Raw genomic sequence first — 16,604 nt, 5'->3', positions numbered from 1 at the left:
GGCGGTCGGCCGCGTAACCTTGCAGCGACCGGCAGGGGCATTGTAGATGATGACGACGGCGGTTCAGGCGGCTCTGGCGATGGCGACGCAGTCGCGGCCGCGATTCTTGGCGCTGTAAAGGCGCTGGTCGGCAAGACGGTACAATTTTTCGAAGTCGCCCGACTGCATGAAGCAGGCGCCACCGATACTGACCGACAGCGGGCAGGTTTCGCCGTTCGGACTGAAACTGAGATTTGCAATTGCGCCCCGAATACGCTCGGCGATCGCGTCGACCACCACCGGTGTGGCATGATCAAGATAGATGCAGAATTCCTCGCCGCCAACCCGGCCGACCAGATCGGTGCTGCGAACCGAGGCCGAAATAGTCTGCGCGAGAAGACGCAGGGCATCGTCACCATGATTATGGCCAAAACGATCATTGATGGTCTTAAAACTGTCGGCATCAAGCAGCAGGAGCGCACCCCCTTCAGGCCCGACCGAGGATTGTGCAAGACGACTTGTAGCATGGGCGGTAAAGGCGCCGCGATTCAAGCAGCCCGTCAGCCAGTCGGTGGTGGCGGCCAGATCAAGCAACTCGTTCAAAGTGCGCAGCTGTTCCTGACGCAAGGACATGAATAAGAGCATCGGCGTACCCAAAACCAAAGGCATGATGAAAGCGATGATCGTGCCTTGCAGGTTCACGCCATTGGCGAACAAATTCAAAAAAATATGGGTCGCAGCAACCGAGGCCAGAGCAGACACTACGCTGATGAAACCGGTTATGCGGAAAATCCGGCCCCAGGACTTCTTGGTCAACTGATGCTCTTGGTAGTTCATGGATGCGTTCCCAGTTGGTAGGTGCACCTTAGGAGCTGGGTCTAAACAAGGTCTTGACGGGCAGTCGACAATTGATCCTTCAACCGGTTTTCCACTGGCATGGTTTCTGGTTTGTTCACATTGTGTTTGTTAGGTTGGCCGAGGACGGCTAAAGGTGAGGCATGGCGGATACAATACGAATCATCGGGATCGATCCGGGCCTGCGTCGTTGCGGCTGGGGGGTGATAGAATCCACGGGCAATCGGCTCAGCTTTATTGCTTGCGGTACGCTGACCCCCCTACTGACATCGCATTGGCCGAAAGGTTGGTCCATCTGTTCAACGGCATCACGGCGCTGGTAGATGAATATCGCCCCGATGAGGCAGCGGTAGAAGAAACCTTTGTCAGCAAAGGCGCGCAATCAGCGCTTATATTGGGACAGGCGCGTGGCGTAGCGCTGATGACCCCGGCGGCGCGCGGTGTGCCGGTTTCTGAATATGCGGCTAATCTGATAAAGAAATCGGTCGTGGGTACCGGCCATGCAGACAAGGGGCAGGTCGCGGCGATGATCCGGATTTTGTTGCCCAGTGCCAGCTTCAAGGGGGCTGACGCGGCCGATGCGCTGGCCATTGGCATATGCCACGCACATCACCGGGTTGCGGCTATGAGAATTAAGGCCAGCGCATGATCGGCAAGCTCAAGGGAATTGTTGAAAGTCTCAATGACGACAGCGTGCTGTTGGATGTGCAGGGCGTCTGTTATCAGGCGTTTTGCTCCACGCGGACCCTGCAGAACCTGCCGCGAGTCGGCGAAGGGGCGGTGCTGTTCATTGAAATGATGGTACGCGAAGATTTTATCCGGCTTTACGGTTTCGGCAGTCTGGGCGAGAAAGTCTGGTTTGAATTACTTACTTCAGTGCAGGGCGTTGGTGCGCGTGTGGCGCTGGCCATCCTGTCGGCGCTTGCACCAGCGGAGATATCCAGCGCCATTGCCTTGCAGGATAAGGCAATGGTGGGGCGCGCCAATGGCGTGGGTCCGAAGTTGGCCGTTCGAATCATTACCGAGCTTAAGGGCAAGGTTCCTGCTGGGGGCGCCGTCGATGCCGGGGTGCTGGGGCTGCAGAGTGCGCTGGGCGAAGGGGTGGCCAGCGGCACGGTAGCTGACGCGGTATCGGCGCTGACCAATTTGGGCTATTCAAGCGCCCAGGCGTCGTCGGCGGTGGCGCGGGTGATGGCCAGGGAAGGCGAGGACACGCCGACCGAAAAACTGATCCGGCTGGGTCTTCGGGAGTTGAGTAGTTGACCGATTTGACCTCTGGGGCAGCCGGGCGTGATGAGCCACTGGATGTGGCACTGCGCCCATCTGGATTTTCCGAGTTCATCGGCCAGGCGGCAGCACGGGCCAACCTTGAAGTCTTCATCGAAGCGGCCAAGCGGCGTGAAAGTGCGCTCGATCATGTGTTGTTTGTTGGTCCACCGGGGCTTGGCAAGACAACATTGGCGCAAATCATTTCGCGCGAACTGGGCGTCGGGTTTCGCGCAACTTCAGGGCCGGTCATCGCCAAGGCTGGTGATCTGGCGGCCTTACTGACTAATCTTGAGGACCGCGATGTCCTTTTTATTGACGAGATACACCGGCTGAACCCGGCGATCGAGGAAGTTCTCTACCCGGCAATGGAGGATTTTCAGCTTGATTTGATCATCGGGGAAGGGCCGTCGGCGCGGTCTGTGCGGATTGATCTGGCGCGATTTACTTTGGTTGGCGCGACAACTCGCGCCGGATTGCTGACCACGCCCTTGCGCGACCGGTTTGGCATTCCTGTCCGGCTAAACTTTTATACACCCGAAGAATTGGTGCAGATCGTGACACGGGGCGCTCGGCTCATGGGCACCTCAATGGGCATGGATGGGGCAATGGAGATTGCGCGGCGGTCGCGGGGGACACCGCGGATAGCTGGTCGTCTGCTGCGCCGCGTTACCGATTTCGCGCTTGTCGACGGGGTCGCAGAAATAACCCGCGCTGTTGCGGACAAGGCTCTGCTGCGCTTGGATGTCGATGCGCGCGGTCTGGACCAGCTGGATCGCCGCTATCTCACAACTATTGCCGAATTTTACGGCGGTGGACCGGTTGGTATCGAAACCATCGCCGCTGCTTTGTCCGAACCGCGCGACGCGCTCGAAGAAATCGTCGAGCCTTATCTTATCCAGCAGGGATTTGTGCAGCGAACACCCCGCGGCCGGATGCTGACCGGGGCGGCGTTCCAGCATATTGGACTTGTCGTGCCGCAGGGCTTTGTTGGACTGCAGGCGAATTTGTTTGAGGAACCAGAGGGCGAGGATTGACACGAGCACATCAGACCCTGATCAGGGTCTACTACGAAGACACGGATTTTTCAGGTAATGTTTATCACGCCGCGTATCTAAAGTTCTTTGAACGCGGGCGGACAGAGTTTTTGCGTGATGCAGGCATTCATCACCAGGAACTGGCAGCCGAAGGATTGGCATTCGCGGTCCGATCCATGCAAATTGAATTTTTGGCTGCGGCCCACATTGACGACCAGCTGCTTGTCACCACCGATGTTGAGGTGATTGGAGGCGCTCGACTGGTGTTGGTGCAAAAAATATCAAGAGACGCCGTGCTCTTGACGGAGACCAGGGTTGTTGTGGCTGCCATAAAAATGGGGGGCGGGGCAGCCCGGATGCCTGATAAATTGCGCGTGGCACTTCGCGCCAACAGTCCATAAAAAAGGGACCGCTTGGCGGTCCCTTAATGTTCAGAAGTGCAGGTTGCCCTACATGGCGCTCTCGGCCATGACCTGGCCGCGCAACTCGCCGCCCTTGTTAGCGTCAGTATGAATATTTACATACCACATACCGTCTTGAAGTTGACTGGCCTGGTCTTCGGTCAACGTCGCCTCCCCCTTGATGGGGCTTGCAAGATCGCCATCGATGGGTATGACCGGGTCCGCATTTTCCCCTTCGGCTGCTGGACCGTGGAAATGGGCGGCAGTGGCGTCGCCTGTGAGCCCCTCATAGCTAATTGTCCAGGCAAATTTCATCGAATCAGTATCAAAGGTAGCCTCGAGTTTGCCGGTGGCAGACGAGTTATTTGGCGGTACCTCGGCCTGACCGGAAAGATCGGCGGTCATATTTACCACCTCGGCAAACGCCGGGACGGCGGCAAACATCAGGCTAGCGGCGGCGACAGTAGCAATTGTAGCGGATTTGATGGTCATGTCGTTTCTCCGAAAGTGTCAGCAAATAGGCTGGCTGTGTGAAAACGAGGGGGCAAGCCGTCAGTTCCTTCACAAGTTGTTTGATCGACCCCAACGTGAGCCTTTGTTAACCAATTCTTGACCATAATTGCGGCAAAGGGACAAATGCTGGAGGTCTGGGCCGCCAATGACCGGATATTCAGGCAATTTCTCTTAAATTTGACAAATTTCGACCTCATCGCATCAGCGTCAGGGGTCGGTCATTGTAGGCCGGGCCAAAAAGGATCACTTCATGGAAGCCATGGATGCTGTGGGAGCGGTTGCTCCACACGTCGACTTTTCAATCTGGGGTTTGTTCTGGTCAGCCGATTGGGTGGTCAAGTCCGTCATGCTTGGCCTGCTAGGCGCCTCGATCTGGTGCTGGGCTATCATTATCGACAAGTCGCTGCACTACCGACGTGCCGCCAGCGAGATGAACCGGTTTGAACGCCAGTTCTGGTCAGGGCAATCGCTGGAAGAGCTTTACCAGGCGCAGTCCGAGCGTACTTCGGGTGGCCTGGGCGCCGTCTTTGTTGCCGCAATGAAGGAATGGAAGCGAAGCCATGAGCAGAACGCCTCGTCTTACGTCGGTATGCAGCAACGACTCGACAAGGTGCTTGATGTTGCCATTGCGCGCGAGAGCGAAAATCTCGAAAAACGATTGACGTTTCTGGCGACAGTAGGTTCGGCGGGGCCGTTCATCGGCCTGTTTGGCACCGTCTGGGGTATAATGAACGCCTTTACCGCGATTGCGGCGTCCTCGAGCACCAATCTTGCCGTTGTGGCCGCGCCAATCGCCGAGGCGCTATTCGCTACGGCAATTGGTCTGGTCGCCGCCATCCCAGCGGTTATTGCTTACAATAAACTGTCATCCGATGCCGGCAAGATGATCGGACGGCTCGAGGGTTTTGCTGATGAGTTTTCGACGATTCTGAGCCGCCAACTCGAAGGCTCGGGGTAAATAGCCGTGGGTATGGGAGCAACCGGAGGCGGTCGCGGCGGTGGACGGCGTGGCAGGCGCGGCAGGCACGGCGGCGTGATGAGCGAAATCAATGTAACGCCGCTGGTCGATGTGATGCTGGTATTGCTGATCGTTTTTATGGTCGCGGCGCCAATGATGACGGCGGGCGTACCGATCGATCTGCCGCAGTCAGCGGCCAACGATATTAACAGCGAAACGCAGCCGATTACGGTCTCGGTGACGCCCGAAGGCCTAATCTATGTGGGCGACGAACAGGTTGCGGAAGACAATCTGATTTCCACCCTCAACACTCAATCGGCCAACGGTACGGAGTCGCGGATATTTCTTCGCGGCGATACCACGGCCAATTATGGTTCGGTTATGAAAGTCATGGGCCTGTTGTCAGCGGCTGGTTATGCCAAGATCGGGCTGATCACGGAACAGGCTCCGAGGTAGGAGACTCATGCGTATCGGCCTGGCCGCATCGGCAATTGCCCACATCGCCTTGTTGACCGTTGGCCTGATCAGCTTGGGGGCAAGTAAACTTGATCCGGTCGTGGTGGACTCCATTTCTGTTGATCTGGTGCCAATTTCTGAGGTTTCCAATATCCGGGCGGGATCGCTTGACAGCCAGATAGTTGACACCGAGACACCCTCGACCGTCACGGATGATAATCCGGCAGAGCCCGCACAGCCCACGGGTAATACCGAAAAAGACCAGGTGCAGCCAACGCCCGCCGATACACCGACACCTGCTCCAGTGACCAAGACGGCACCGGCACCCGCTACACGCCCCGAACCGATACCGGAGCCAGAACCGGAGCCAGCACCAGCGCCAGAACCCCTTCCGATACCGGAGCCGGCGCCAACACCGGCACCGATACCACCGACACCGGCACCAGTTCCGGCGCCCACACCAGAACCAGCGCCAACGCCTGCGCCGGAACCGGAACCAGTGTTGGCGACCGAGCAAAGTGTACCTGCCGCTGTTGCACCCGTTCCAGTTTCGCGGCCAGCGTCGCTGGATCAAAAACGGGCAGATTACAAAAAACAGCAGGAAGCGGCTATTGCCGAGGCAAGGAAACGGGCGGAAGAAGAAGCGAGGAAATTGGCTGAAGCCAAAGCTGCCGAAGCAAAAAAAGTGGCGGCAGCTGCCGCAGCGGAGAAGGCCAAACGCGAGCGCGATGCAACTACACAGCTGGATGCGTCGTTGGCTGATGATATTTCGGCCATTATCAACAGGGATAATTCGACGGGGGCTACAACCGGTCAAGGAGGTCAGCCGTCCCTGGGTAAGCAGTCCGGTCGGTCCGTCACATTGTCGCAATCAGAACTGGACGGACTATCGGCAGCGATGAAGCAATGTTTCTTTCCACCTGTCGGATCAGCCGATGAAGGCGCGTCAGCGGTGATCGAAGTCAAATTTACTCAGAGTGGGATGGTGCAGGGTCAACCAACGATTATATCTGTGACCGGCGCGAATACGGGCGCGGCGACGGGCAGTGCTGCCGTTCGGGCCGTGATCAGATGCGGTGAGAATGGCTATACCATGCTGCCGCCGGAGAAATATGCGGGCGATGCCGGCTGGAATACAGTGCGCGTAAATTTTGACGCCAGAGAGCAACAGTGATTGCCCGGCGCAATCGACACATTGAACTGATGGATAAAACGATGATGCTATTCAACCGCCGTACTGCACTGAAGCTCGGACTGGCAACCGGGGCGACGCTCGCGGCTAGCCGGGCGGCCTCGGCGCTGGTCGAAGTCAATGTCAGTGGGGGCAATTTCCAACCCTTGCCAATCGCCATTCCAGACTTCGCGTCGTCCGATCCAGCGTTTGGGCAGGAAATTGCCGGCATCGTACGCAATAACTTGCAGCGTAGCGGCTTGTTTCTGCCGCTTGACCCCGCATCGCTGCCAATCCGGGTGGGTGATGTGGCAGCGACGCCAAACTTTGATAATTGGCGCCAGATTAATGTCGACGCACTTGTAATGGGCCAGGTGGAACGCGGCGGCCAGATCCAGTCTTCGGTACGAGTCTGGGACACCCAGCAGGCGGCGCAAGTGGTGGGCAAGCGATATAACACTGACCCCAATAGGCTCGCGGCGGGTTGCCCACATTATCTCGGACGCGATTTACGAGTCACTGGCAGGTGGGTCTGGTTATTTCGATACACGGGTAGTTTACGTGGCCGAGAGCGGCCCGAAGGCCAATCGTGTCAAGCGGCTGGCGATCATGGATCAGGATGGGGCCAACTCGCAGTATCTGACAGAAGGCCGCACGCTGGCGCTGACGCCGCGTTTTTCGCCCAACAATGATCTTGTCAGCTATATGAATTTCGACGATGGCAACCCGCAGGTGTACCTGCTGCAATTATCGACCGGGCAACAACGCCGCCTTGGCTCGTTCGGGGCGATGACGTTTGCGCCTCGGTTCTCGCCCGACGGCGGGCGGATTGCATTCTCGGTCGAGGCCAGCGGGGCCACCAACCTGTACTCCATAGCGGTGGCTGGCGGCCAGCCGACCCAGCTGACCAGCGGGGGTGCTATTGATACCGGACCAAGTTACTCTCCCGATGGCAGCCGCATCATTTTTGAGAGCGACCGCGGCGGTTCACCGCAACTCTACATGATGGCGGCAGGAGGCGGCCAGGCGCAGCGGATAAGCTTCGGCCAAGGGACCTATTCGACACCCGTGTGGGCGCCAAAGGGTGATTTGATCGCCTTTACCCGGCAGTCGGGCGGGCAGTTCAGCATCGGGATCATGAACCCCGACGGGTCAGGCGAGCGGATGCTTTACACCAGTTTTCATGCCGAGGGGCCGACTTGGGCACCCAATGGCCGCGTGATCATGTTCTTCCAGGACCCCGGGGGCAATGATGGCCCCCGACTGAAATCTGTGGACATATGGGGACGCAATGTCTTGACGATTCCCACCGAAACCTATGCGTCCGATCCGGCATGGTCGGGATTGCGGTCCTAACAGACTGAGTTTCTTAACCTTATGGCGCTGTGCCAGACCTCAAGTGACCAATATGCAACAGTGTGAAAGTGCCTTAATTTCTGCCATATTCGCGCCGGAAAAGGCATTGATTAACCACGCTGGAAAACCCGGCCTTAATATTAAGTGCGGTAAATGTGGTGCTTAAGATTTTCGTCTTTAGGAGCCTAACCGGATGCCTACCCATGCACCCATCAATTATGGCCTTCGCGCGCTTGCGATGGTTGTCCTACTCGTCGCGGTCGCGGCGTGTTCGCGCACCCCGGCCACCGGTGTCGGCAATCTCGGCCCTGGCGGCGGCGCGCCCGGCAGCCAGCAGGAATTCCTCGTATCGGTTGGCGACCGCGTATTTTTTGAGACCGACTCGTCATCCCTGACCTCGACGGCGACAGCGACGCTGGACAAGCAAGCGGCCTGGCTAAATCAGTATGGTAATTATCGTATTCTGATCGAAGGGCACGCCGACGAGCGCGGTACGCGCGAATATAACATCGCCCTTGGCGCCCGCCGAGCCTGCGATTGTGGTCAATTATCTGGTGTCGCGCGGCGTCAGCGCCCAGCGCATCACTTCGAAATCGTTCGGCAAGGAACGGCCAGTGGCCATCTGTAACGACATCTCCTGTTGGAGTCAGAATCGTCGTGCGGTGACAGTGGTACAATAACCTGACCGGCCTAATGGGCCGCTCAGAGCGAACCAGTGAAAACTGGAGGCAAGAGCGCCGGGTACCCTAAAAGGTCCCGGCGCTTCTTTTTGACCAAATTTCGGCTGTAATGAGCGCGCATTAGCGGTAGAATCGCGGCTAGTGGCCAGCACTATGGAGTAACAAGGTGAAATTATCAGTGATCCGACCCAAGGGCCGAATCAATTTGACGGTTGCAGTGCTGCTTATACTGGGGGTCGCAAGCCCGGTGACTGCATTGGCGCTTCCCACGGTGCGGCCGCCAGCCGATGTGAGACAATCCGCGGCTGTAAACGCCGGGGCGCCCAGGATGTTGGTGGCCCAAACGCAGGAGGAAGCGCAATTGACTTTGCGCATCCAGCAACTCGAAGAACAATTGCGCACCCTCAACGGGCAGATGGATGGGCTTACTTTTCAGCTTACCCAGATGCAGACTCTGATCGATCGCATGCAGCAGGACAATGAAGCGCGGTTTGAAGCGCTCGAACGCGGTGCTGGGGGAAAAAATGATGCGGCAACCCAATCGGAGGGCGTGACGCCCGACGGCGCGTTGCCGCAGGACCCTAGCAATGTGCCGATGACCGATATCCCCGAACAAGGCGTTGTGCCGTTGCCGGGGAAGCTGAAGTTGACCCTACCTTCACGGACGGGTCTGGCGCACCAATGGACGATATCGGTGCGTCGGGTGATCCGCTTGTCGGAACCGGAGCGGGTGGGAGCACCGAACTGGGCACGGGCGCGCCGCTCGATCTCAATTATAGTCCGGGTCAAGTCAGCACCGACAATGCAGATGCTGATGCCCAATATCAAGCGGGTTATGAGGCAATAATGCGCGGCGATTATCTGTTCGCTGAAGATCAGTTTTCGCAATATATCGAGCCTGTATCCCGATAGCCCGCAATATTCGGATGCCGCCAACTGGTTGGGTGAGGCGCTCTTGCAGCGGGGGGCTTATGATGAGGCGGCCGATGTCTTGTTGACTGCTTTTCAGAAAACGCCGGATTCGCCACGCGCGCCGGATCTCCTGCTGCGGCTGGGCATGTCATTGTCTGGCGCAGGTGAGCGCGACACGGCCTGCCGCACATTGGCCGAGATTGACAAACGCTATACGGATCCGACGCCTGCGTTCGCGGCACGGCTCAGTCAGGAACAGGCCAAGGCACAATGTCCGCCCGCCTGACATTTGGCGACGAGGTCGCGACGCTTGGCCAGCTGTTTGGCCCGGTCGCGGCGTTTTCCAGCCTCGGGCTTGCGGTATCGGGGGGCGCTGACAGTCTGGCACTGATGGTTCTGGCTCACCGCTGGGCTGCGCAGCAGGGGCGGGGCGTTCGGCTGGTGGTTTATTCGGTCGATCATGGTCTACGTCCCGAAGCGGCCGCGGAAGTAGCGATGGTCCTGGCCTGCGCAAACGCCATGGGACTTGAAGGGCGCGGTTTGGTCTGGCCGGCCCCCCACCCAAAGAGCGGTGTGCAGGAGGCGGCGCGTAACGCCCGTTATGGCTTGATCAAATCGGCGATGAAAGAAGATGGCGTTGAGGTGTTGCTCACAGCTCATCACCAACAGGATCAGGCAGAAACAGTTCTTATGCGCCTGGCGCACGGCAGCGGCGTTGCAGGATTGGCCGGCATGACGCCATTTTCCAACGTTGGAGGCGTAAAGATTTTCCGACCGCTACTGTGTGTAGATCCAGCAGATTTGGGCGAGGTTGTCAGTATGGCCGACCTTACACCGGCGCAGGATCCGTCCAATGAGGATAGCCACTATGAGCGGGTCCGGTGGCGCAAGCTGATGCCGCAACTGGCGGCATTGGGCCTCGATGGGAACCGTCTGGGCGACTTTGCCCAACGGATGGGGCGGGCAAGGGAGGCGCTGGAGGTGGCCGCTGAATCGGCACTCGGGTCGCTCGTGACCAGTCGAACAAGCGAAGAGGCGGTGATCGTCCGCGAGGGATTCACCCAACTGCCGCAATCGGTGGCGGTGCTGATGCTCTCCACATTGTTGGCCGAGATGGGGACTGGGAAGAAATCGCGGGCTCTTGGTACAGTCGAAGCGCTTTATCAGGTGCTGGTCTCCGAGCAGGAATTCAGCGGTCGCACACTCCATGGCTGTATGGTGCGACGGCGGGCAGATTCCATCATCGTCCGCACCGAGACCGGGCGACGCGGCAAATTGCTTTCACATTTGGCGGTTGAGCCAAACAAATCGTGATGACGTATTAACCCAATAGTGTCAAAGACACTGGACGAAAGGCGCAAAGGGCCGCAGGGCTTGCCCTTGTAACGCTAGGAGCGGGCACATACATTGCCCACAGACACCGGCCGAGGACGCGCCGGCCATCCGGGACAGGATTTGATGAACGGAAACTTCCGCAACTTTGCCATCTGGCTAGTCATACTTTTCATGCTGATGGGCCTGTTTCAGGTTTTCCAGTCGTCGACGCGCGCCGTTTCGGTGGCCGACAAGAGCTATAGCCAGTTTATTACCGATGTTGATGCGGGACGAGTATCCAGCGTAACCATCACCAATGATACTGTAACGGGACTGCTCAGCGACAATTCACGCTTTGAAACGATTATTCCCAACGGTGCTGATGTTATCAGCCGCCTTGAGAAAAAGGATGTTTCGATCACCGCGCGCGAGCCGGAATCCAGCCCGTTTTGGACAATCTTATTGTCATCATGGCTTCCGTTCATTGTCATTATTGGGGTATGGTTCTTTTTCATACGACAAATGCAGGGTGGTGGCAGAGGCGGCGCGATGGGCTTTGGCAAATCGCGGGCCAAGCTGTTGACCGAAAGCCACGGCAAAGTAACGTTTGAGGACGTTGCAGGGGTTGATGAAGCCAAGCAGGATCTTGAAGAGATTGTCGAGTTCCTGCGCGATCCAGGCAAGTTCCAGCGTCTTGGTGGTCGTATTCCGCGCGGTGTGCTGCTGGTGGGTCCCCCGGGCACTGGTAAGACATTGCTGGCGCGCTCGGTCGCGGGTGAAGCCAATGTGCCGTTTTTCACCATTTCGGGTTCCGACTTTGTGGAAATGTTTGTTGGCGTCGGCGCGTCACGTGTGCGCGACATGTTTGAGCAGGCCAAGAAGAACGCGCCCTGCATTATCTTCATCGACGAAATCGATGCGGTGGGTCGTCAGCGCGGAGCCGGTCTTGGCGGCGGCAATGACGAGCGCGAGCAGACCCTCAACCAGCTGCTGGTTGAAATGGACGGGTTTGAGGCCAATGAAGGCATCATTCTGATCGCCGCGACTAACCGCCCCGACGTGCTTGACCCGGCACTACTCCGCCCGGGTCGTTTCGATCGCCAGGTCGTGGTGCCGAACCCGGATGTGTCGGGCCGCGAAAAAGTTCTCAAGGTGCACGTGCGTAAAGTACCATTGGCGCCGGACGTGGATCTCAAGACATTGGCCCGTGGTACGCCCGGATTTTCGGGAGCGGACCTGATGAATTTGGTCAATGAGGCCGCACTGCTGGCAGCCCGCCGTAACAAGCGATTTGTTACCCATGCAGAATTTGAGGACGCCAAGGACAAGATCATGATGGGCGCTGAGCGTCGCACCATGGCCATGTCTGAAGACGAGAAGAAGCTGACTGCCTATCACGAGGCTGGTCACGCCATCATTGCGCTCAAGGTCGCGGGGATTGACCCGATCCACAAAGCAACGATCATTCCACGGGGACGGGCGCTGGGCATGGTGATGACATTGCCGGAGAGTGACAGTTATTCGTTCAGCCACGAAAAGGCGGTTGCGCGACTGGCCATGTTGTTCGGCGGTCGTGAGGCCGAAATATACAAGTTCGGACCAGAAAAGGTCACGAGCGGTGCGTCCGGTGATATCCAGATGGCAACCAGCCTGGCGCGTTCCATGGTCATGGAATGGGGCATGTCAGAAAAGCTGGGCCGAGTGCGTTACAAGTCAAGTGAGCAGGAAGTGTTCATTGGTCATTCGATGACCCAGTCCAACAATATGTCGGATGACACGGCCAAGCTGATCGACCAGGAGGTGCGCCAATTGATCGAGGACGGCGAAAAGGCCGCCCGCGACATAATCAATGGCAATATCGAGCAATTCGAAGCTGTCGCCCAGGCGTTGCTGGAATATGAAACGCTGACCGGGGATGAGCCTGCGGGCATTGATGGAGGGCAAGCAGCCAATCCGTCCCGATGATAGTGACGGGGCTGCGCCCAAGCAAAGTGGGGTGCCAACGGCGGGCAAGGCGAGCAAAAAGCGACCCGATAGTCCTCCCGAAGGGGGCATGGAGCCACAACCCGAAAGTTAATTGTATTGACCGAATCCAAGGGGCCGCCATCAAGCGGCCCCTTTTTCATTGCTGCTGGTTCTGCTAGACCGCGCTGACATCGTTCAGGCGGTCGCAAGTATTATTTGTGATACTTGCCTGAGATATCAGATTTCACGAGGGCGGTATGGCACGGAAATATTTTGGAACCGATGGCATTCGCGGACAGGTGAACGGGGCAAAGCTTACCCCCGAACTGGCGCTGAAGCTGGGCATGGCCGCAGGCCAGAAATTCGTTCGTGGCAGCCACAAACATCGGGTGGTGATCGGCAAGGACACAAGGCGGTCCGGTTATATGATCGAGAACGCCCTGACCGCAGGTTTTACGGCGGTTGGCATGGACGTCTATCTGCTCGGGCCGATGCCGACGCCTGCTGTAGCAATGCTGACCCGATCGCTGCGGGCTGACCTTGGCGTGATGATTTCAGCCTCACACAATCCCTTCGAGGACAACGGGATCAAGCTGTTTCGGCCCGACGGTTTCAAATTAAGTGACAAGGTCGAGGCGGAAATCGAGCGGCTCGTCGATAGTGATATGAGCCATTTGCTGGCTCAGGGGCGCGACATCGGCCGGGCTCATCGCGATGAAGAGGCGCGTACGCGTTACATCGAATATGCCAAACGGACGCTGCCGCGCAGCATCGATCTGACCGGACTACGCGTGGTGCTCGATTGTGCCAATGGTGCGGCCTACAAGGTCGCGCCGATTGCCCTATGGGAGTTGGGTGCGGATGTGGTCACTATTGGCGCTGAGCCTGATGGCTTTAATATCAACTATAAAGTTGGCTCGACCGCACCGGAGGCAGTGGCAGCCAAGGTCAAGGAAGTGCGTGCCGACATAGGTATTGCGCTGGATGGTGATGCGGACCGCGTCATTATTATCGACGAGAAGGGCGAAGTCGTTGACGGCGACCAGTTTATGGCCGTGATAGCCCAAAGCTGGATGCAGCGCGAAATGCTACTCGGTGGTGGTATTGTTGCCACGGTAATGTCCAACCTGGGACTGGAGCGTTATCTTGGTTCTATTGGGTTGACGCTGGAGCGCACTCAGGTTGGCGACCGATATGTGCTCGAGGCGATGCGGGCCAAGGGTTATAATGTCGGTGGTGAGCAGTCAGGCCACATCATTCTTTCGGATTTCACAACGACAGGTGACGGTCTGGTCGCGGCTCTGCAATTGCTGTCGGTACTCAAGCAGGCTCGATCGACCGATCTCCGAAATCTGTTCGCGATTTGCCAAGGTGCCCCAGTTGCTGCGAAGTGTGAAATTTACGACCGGCAAGCCGCTGGAAAGCAAGGCGGTCAAACAAGCTATTGCCGAGGGTCTGGCACGCCTTGGTGACGGCGGGCGTCTGGTCATCCGCGAATCTGGCACTGAGCCGGTCGTGCGGGTCATGGGTGAGGCGGACGATGCGTCGCTGGTGCAGTCGGTGGTCGGTGATATCGAAGCGGCTATTAGTCAGGTCTCCTGACATCGCTCAACATTTATCGTGATTGTCACCCCGGATGCGCACCTATTGGTGGTTATTTCCTTACGTAGTAACCTGTCTAGCTTTGTTAAGAAGTGGTAACAATTACACCGAGTTACGGTTAAATATTTAGGTTAAGTGAGATTTAACAAAGTTGCCGGATATTAAATGTCAATCGACTGGTGTCGTGGCAACTTTAAGGAATGTCTCATGCGTAAGCTCATCGCTGCGATGCTGGTGGCAGGGGCCGCCAATATCGCACTCCCCGTAATCGCGGCCGACTTGCCCGTTTATTCCCCGATAATCGATATTCCCGATGTGGACTATGGTGTTCAGGGCTCGTTTTATTTACGTGGCAGTGCTGCCGCTAATGCCTTGTGGTCCAAGGAAGTCAAAGCCGACGAGTGCGGTTGCGGTGACGTGACCTATCCGGTTAATGATTGGGGATACGGTTATAGCGTTGGTGCCGGCTTTGGCTATGAAACCGGGACCGGCTTGCGATTTGACGCAACCGTTGACTATCTGGCCAATGATGGTGTTTCGATCACCAAGACCGCGCCGGGCGTTGCTGGCAAATATTCGTTAAAACTGCGCTCGACCATTGCGCTGGCCAATGCCTATTATGATTTCTCATTCGGAAATTCTGGTATGGGTTCCGGTTACTCCGCTGCGGGCGGTGCTTTTGGTTATGTCGGTGCTGGTATCGGCGCCGCGTTCAATCAGGTTAGCGTCGACGCCCCGGCAGGTAACCCCATCACTGGCGGTTCCAATACCAGCCTAGCGGCCGCGGGTATGGTCGGTATCGGTTATGATTTTGGCGCCTTTACCGCGGATGTGGGCTATCGCGCCATCTATATGGCCAAGATCGCCAACACCCAGCCCGCGCCAATGGGCTTTTCGACCTCCAACAACTGGATCCACGAGGTCCGCTCGACCTTGCGGTATCGGATCAACTAATTTCGATTTGATAGCTTAAAATGCGGCGTCCTTCGGGGCGCCGTTTTTTTGTACTCACTGGACTGCGGTCTGCTGCCCCTCCATAGTATGGCAGCGGAGGGGACATCATGAAAATTCTGATTATCGGTGCCGGTGGCATGATTGGGCGCAAGCTGACAGCGGCGCTGCTCAAGGACGGCAGCTTGAACGGACGCTCGATTGCCGCGCTCACCCTGGCCGATATTTTCGCGCCGGAGGTGCCGCCCAGCCAGATTGATATTGTCAGCGTTGCCAACGATCTGAGTGCAGAGGGCGCGGCCGCTGAACTGATCAAGGACCGTCCGGACGTCATCTTTCATCTCGCGGCCATTGTGTCGGGGGAAGCGGAAGCCGACTTTGAAAAAGGCTACCGGATCAATTTGGATGGCACTCGATTGCTGTATGAGGCTATTCGACAGGCGGGGCAGGCAGAAAGCTATTTCCCCAAACTAGTTTTCACGTCGTCCATAGCGGTCTTTGGCGAACCGTTGCCTGCAGTGATCCCGGACACGCAGGTGCTGACACCCTTGACCAGCTATGGGACGCAAAAGGCGATCGGCGAACTGTTGCTGGCTGACTATTCGCGTCGCGGCATTTTCGATGGCATCGGCATCCGCTTGCCGACAATCGTGGTTCGCCCGGGCGCGCCGAACAAGGCAGCGTCCGGCTTTTTCTCAGGGATAATTCGCGAGCCTCTGGTTGGGCTGGAGGCGGTGTTGCCGGTGGCTGAGACTGTCCGGCACTGGTTCGCCAGTCCACGGGCCGCCGTCGGGTTTCTCATACACGCGGCGGCGCTGAATACTGAATCTCTTGGGCAACGCCGTTCGCTCAACATGCCTGGTCTCAGCGCGACGGTGGGTGAGCAGATTGAGGCCCTTGAGCGTGTGGGGGGCAGCGACGCGGTCGCTCTGATCCGTCGCGAACCGGACGCAAAAATCATTGAAATGGTGGCGGGATGGCCCAAAAACTTTGATGCGCAGCGCTCAATCGATTTGGGATTTTCCGGTGACAATAATTTTGACGACATCATTCGTGCGCATATCGCTGACGAGCTGAATGGCAGGATTGGCAAACCATAAGGCTTTAGTAGAATCGCTCAGTCCCAATTTTCTGCCCATTCGAGAATTCGGCAATGGACTTGATTGTTTGTGGTGTCGTGGCGTGACT

13 protein-coding genes and 5 pseudogenes are annotated in these 16,604 nt (G+C 57.5%); 16 read left to right on the top strand and 2 right to left on the bottom strand.

Going from position 1 to position 16,604, the window contains the following annotated elements; genetic code table 11:
• Positions 1-63: 63 nt before the first annotated feature.
• Complete coding sequence (locus PSQ19_RS09740) at positions 64-816, bottom strand: GGDEF domain-containing protein (protein WP_282217578.1); 753 nt, start codon at positions 814-816, stop codon at positions 64-66.
• 161 nt (positions 817-977) lie between these two features.
• Here PSQ19_RS09740 and ruvC point away from each other — a divergent pair.
• The 4 genes and pseudogenes from ruvC (at position 978) to PSQ19_RS09720 (ending at position 3,538) form a co-directional block, all read left to right on the top strand.
• Positions 978-1,483 (top strand): annotated as a pseudogene (gene ruvC / locus PSQ19_RS09735) (crossover junction endodeoxyribonuclease RuvC).
• Positions 1,480-2,097, top strand: a complete 618-nt coding sequence (ruvA, locus tag PSQ19_RS09730; protein ID WP_282217577.1) for a Holliday junction branch migration protein RuvA — start codon at positions 1,480-1,482, stop codon at positions 2,095-2,097. The pseudogene ruvC and the gene ruvA overlap by 4 nt, the downstream one beginning before the upstream one ends.
• A complete protein-coding gene (gene ruvB, locus PSQ19_RS09725) occupies positions 2,094-3,137 on the top strand; it encodes a Holliday junction branch migration DNA helicase RuvB (RefSeq protein ID WP_407648967.1) in 1,044 nt (347 codons plus the stop codon). The genes ruvA and ruvB overlap by 4 nt, the downstream gene beginning before the upstream one ends.
• Complete coding sequence (locus tag PSQ19_RS09720; protein WP_282217576.1) at positions 3,134-3,538, top strand: YbgC/FadM family acyl-CoA thioesterase; 405 nt, start codon at positions 3,134-3,136, stop codon at positions 3,536-3,538. The genes ruvB and PSQ19_RS09720 overlap by 4 nt, the downstream gene beginning before the upstream one ends.
• Positions 3,539-3,586: 48 nt before the next feature.
• Here PSQ19_RS09720 and PSQ19_RS09715 read toward each other — a convergent pair whose 3' ends face one another.
• Positions 3,587-4,030 (bottom strand): CHRD domain-containing protein, encoded by a 444-nt coding sequence (locus PSQ19_RS09715; RefSeq protein ID WP_282217575.1) that lies wholly within the window; start codon positions 4,028-4,030, stop codon positions 3,587-3,589.
• A 280-nt stretch (positions 4,031-4,310) separates the two neighbouring features.
• Between PSQ19_RS09715 and tolQ the strand changes: the two genes are divergently transcribed.
• From tolQ to denD, 12 genes and pseudogenes are all read left to right on the top strand, one after another.
• Positions 4,311-5,009 carry a protein TolQ gene (gene tolQ, locus PSQ19_RS09710; RefSeq protein WP_282220665.1) on the top strand — a complete coding sequence of 233 codons (699 nt, stop codon included), beginning with the start codon at positions 4,311-4,313 and terminating at the stop codon, positions 5,007-5,009.
• 12 nt (positions 5,010-5,021) lie between these two features.
• A complete protein-coding gene (gene tolR / locus PSQ19_RS09705) occupies positions 5,022-5,465 on the top strand; it encodes a protein TolR (protein ID WP_282220664.1) in 444 nt (147 codons plus the stop codon).
• A 7-nt stretch (positions 5,466-5,472) separates the two neighbouring features.
• Positions 5,473-6,639: a hypothetical protein gene (locus PSQ19_RS09700; RefSeq protein ID WP_282217574.1), complete on the top strand. Its 1,167-nt coding sequence runs from the start codon at positions 5,473-5,475 to the stop codon at positions 6,637-6,639.
• A gap of 29 nt (positions 6,640-6,668) precedes the next feature.
• Positions 6,669-7,992: pseudogene (tolB, locus tag PSQ19_RS19810) on the top strand (Tol-Pal system beta propeller repeat protein TolB).
• Between the two features lie 193 nt (positions 7,993-8,185).
• Positions 8,186-8,672 (top strand): annotated as a pseudogene (gene pal, locus PSQ19_RS09685) (peptidoglycan-associated lipoprotein Pal).
• A 328-nt stretch (positions 8,673-9,000) separates the two neighbouring features.
• Complete coding sequence (locus tag PSQ19_RS09680; RefSeq protein WP_282217571.1) at positions 9,001-9,519, top strand: hypothetical protein; 519 nt, start codon at positions 9,001-9,003, stop codon at positions 9,517-9,519.
• A 9-nt stretch (positions 9,520-9,528) separates the two neighbouring features.
• Entirely contained in the window at positions 9,529-9,870 is a 342-nt protein-coding gene (locus PSQ19_RS09675; RefSeq protein ID WP_328517764.1) for a tetratricopeptide repeat protein, read from the top strand.
• Complete coding sequence (gene tilS / locus PSQ19_RS09670) at positions 9,855-10,898, top strand: tRNA lysidine(34) synthetase TilS (RefSeq protein ID WP_282217570.1); 1,044 nt, start codon at positions 9,855-9,857, stop codon at positions 10,896-10,898. The genes PSQ19_RS09675 and tilS overlap by 16 nt, the downstream gene beginning before the upstream one ends.
• 144 nt (positions 10,899-11,042) lie before the next feature.
• A pseudogene (gene ftsH, locus PSQ19_RS09665) lies at positions 11,043-12,975 on the top strand (ATP-dependent zinc metalloprotease FtsH).
• A 145-nt stretch (positions 12,976-13,120) separates the two neighbouring features.
• Positions 13,121-14,465 (top strand): annotated as a pseudogene (gene glmM, locus PSQ19_RS09660) (phosphoglucosamine mutase).
• Positions 14,466-14,672: 207 nt separating this feature from the next.
• Positions 14,673-15,419: an outer membrane protein gene (locus PSQ19_RS09655; protein WP_282217569.1), complete on the top strand. Its 747-nt coding sequence runs from the start codon at positions 14,673-14,675 to the stop codon at positions 15,417-15,419.
• A 107-nt stretch (positions 15,420-15,526) separates the two neighbouring features.
• Positions 15,527-16,516 carry a D-erythronate dehydrogenase gene (gene denD, locus PSQ19_RS09650; protein WP_282217568.1) on the top strand — a complete coding sequence of 330 codons (990 nt, stop codon included), beginning with the start codon at positions 15,527-15,529 and terminating at the stop codon, positions 16,514-16,516.
• Positions 16,517-16,604: the final 88 nt, after the last annotated feature.

It is taken from the genome of Devosia algicola (assembly GCF_028816455.1).
GTDB lineage: Bacteria > Pseudomonadota > Alphaproteobacteria > Rhizobiales > Devosiaceae > Devosia > Devosia algicola.
Note: the sequence above shows the minus strand (reverse complement) of the source record. Positions and strands in the feature narration are given on the sequence as shown.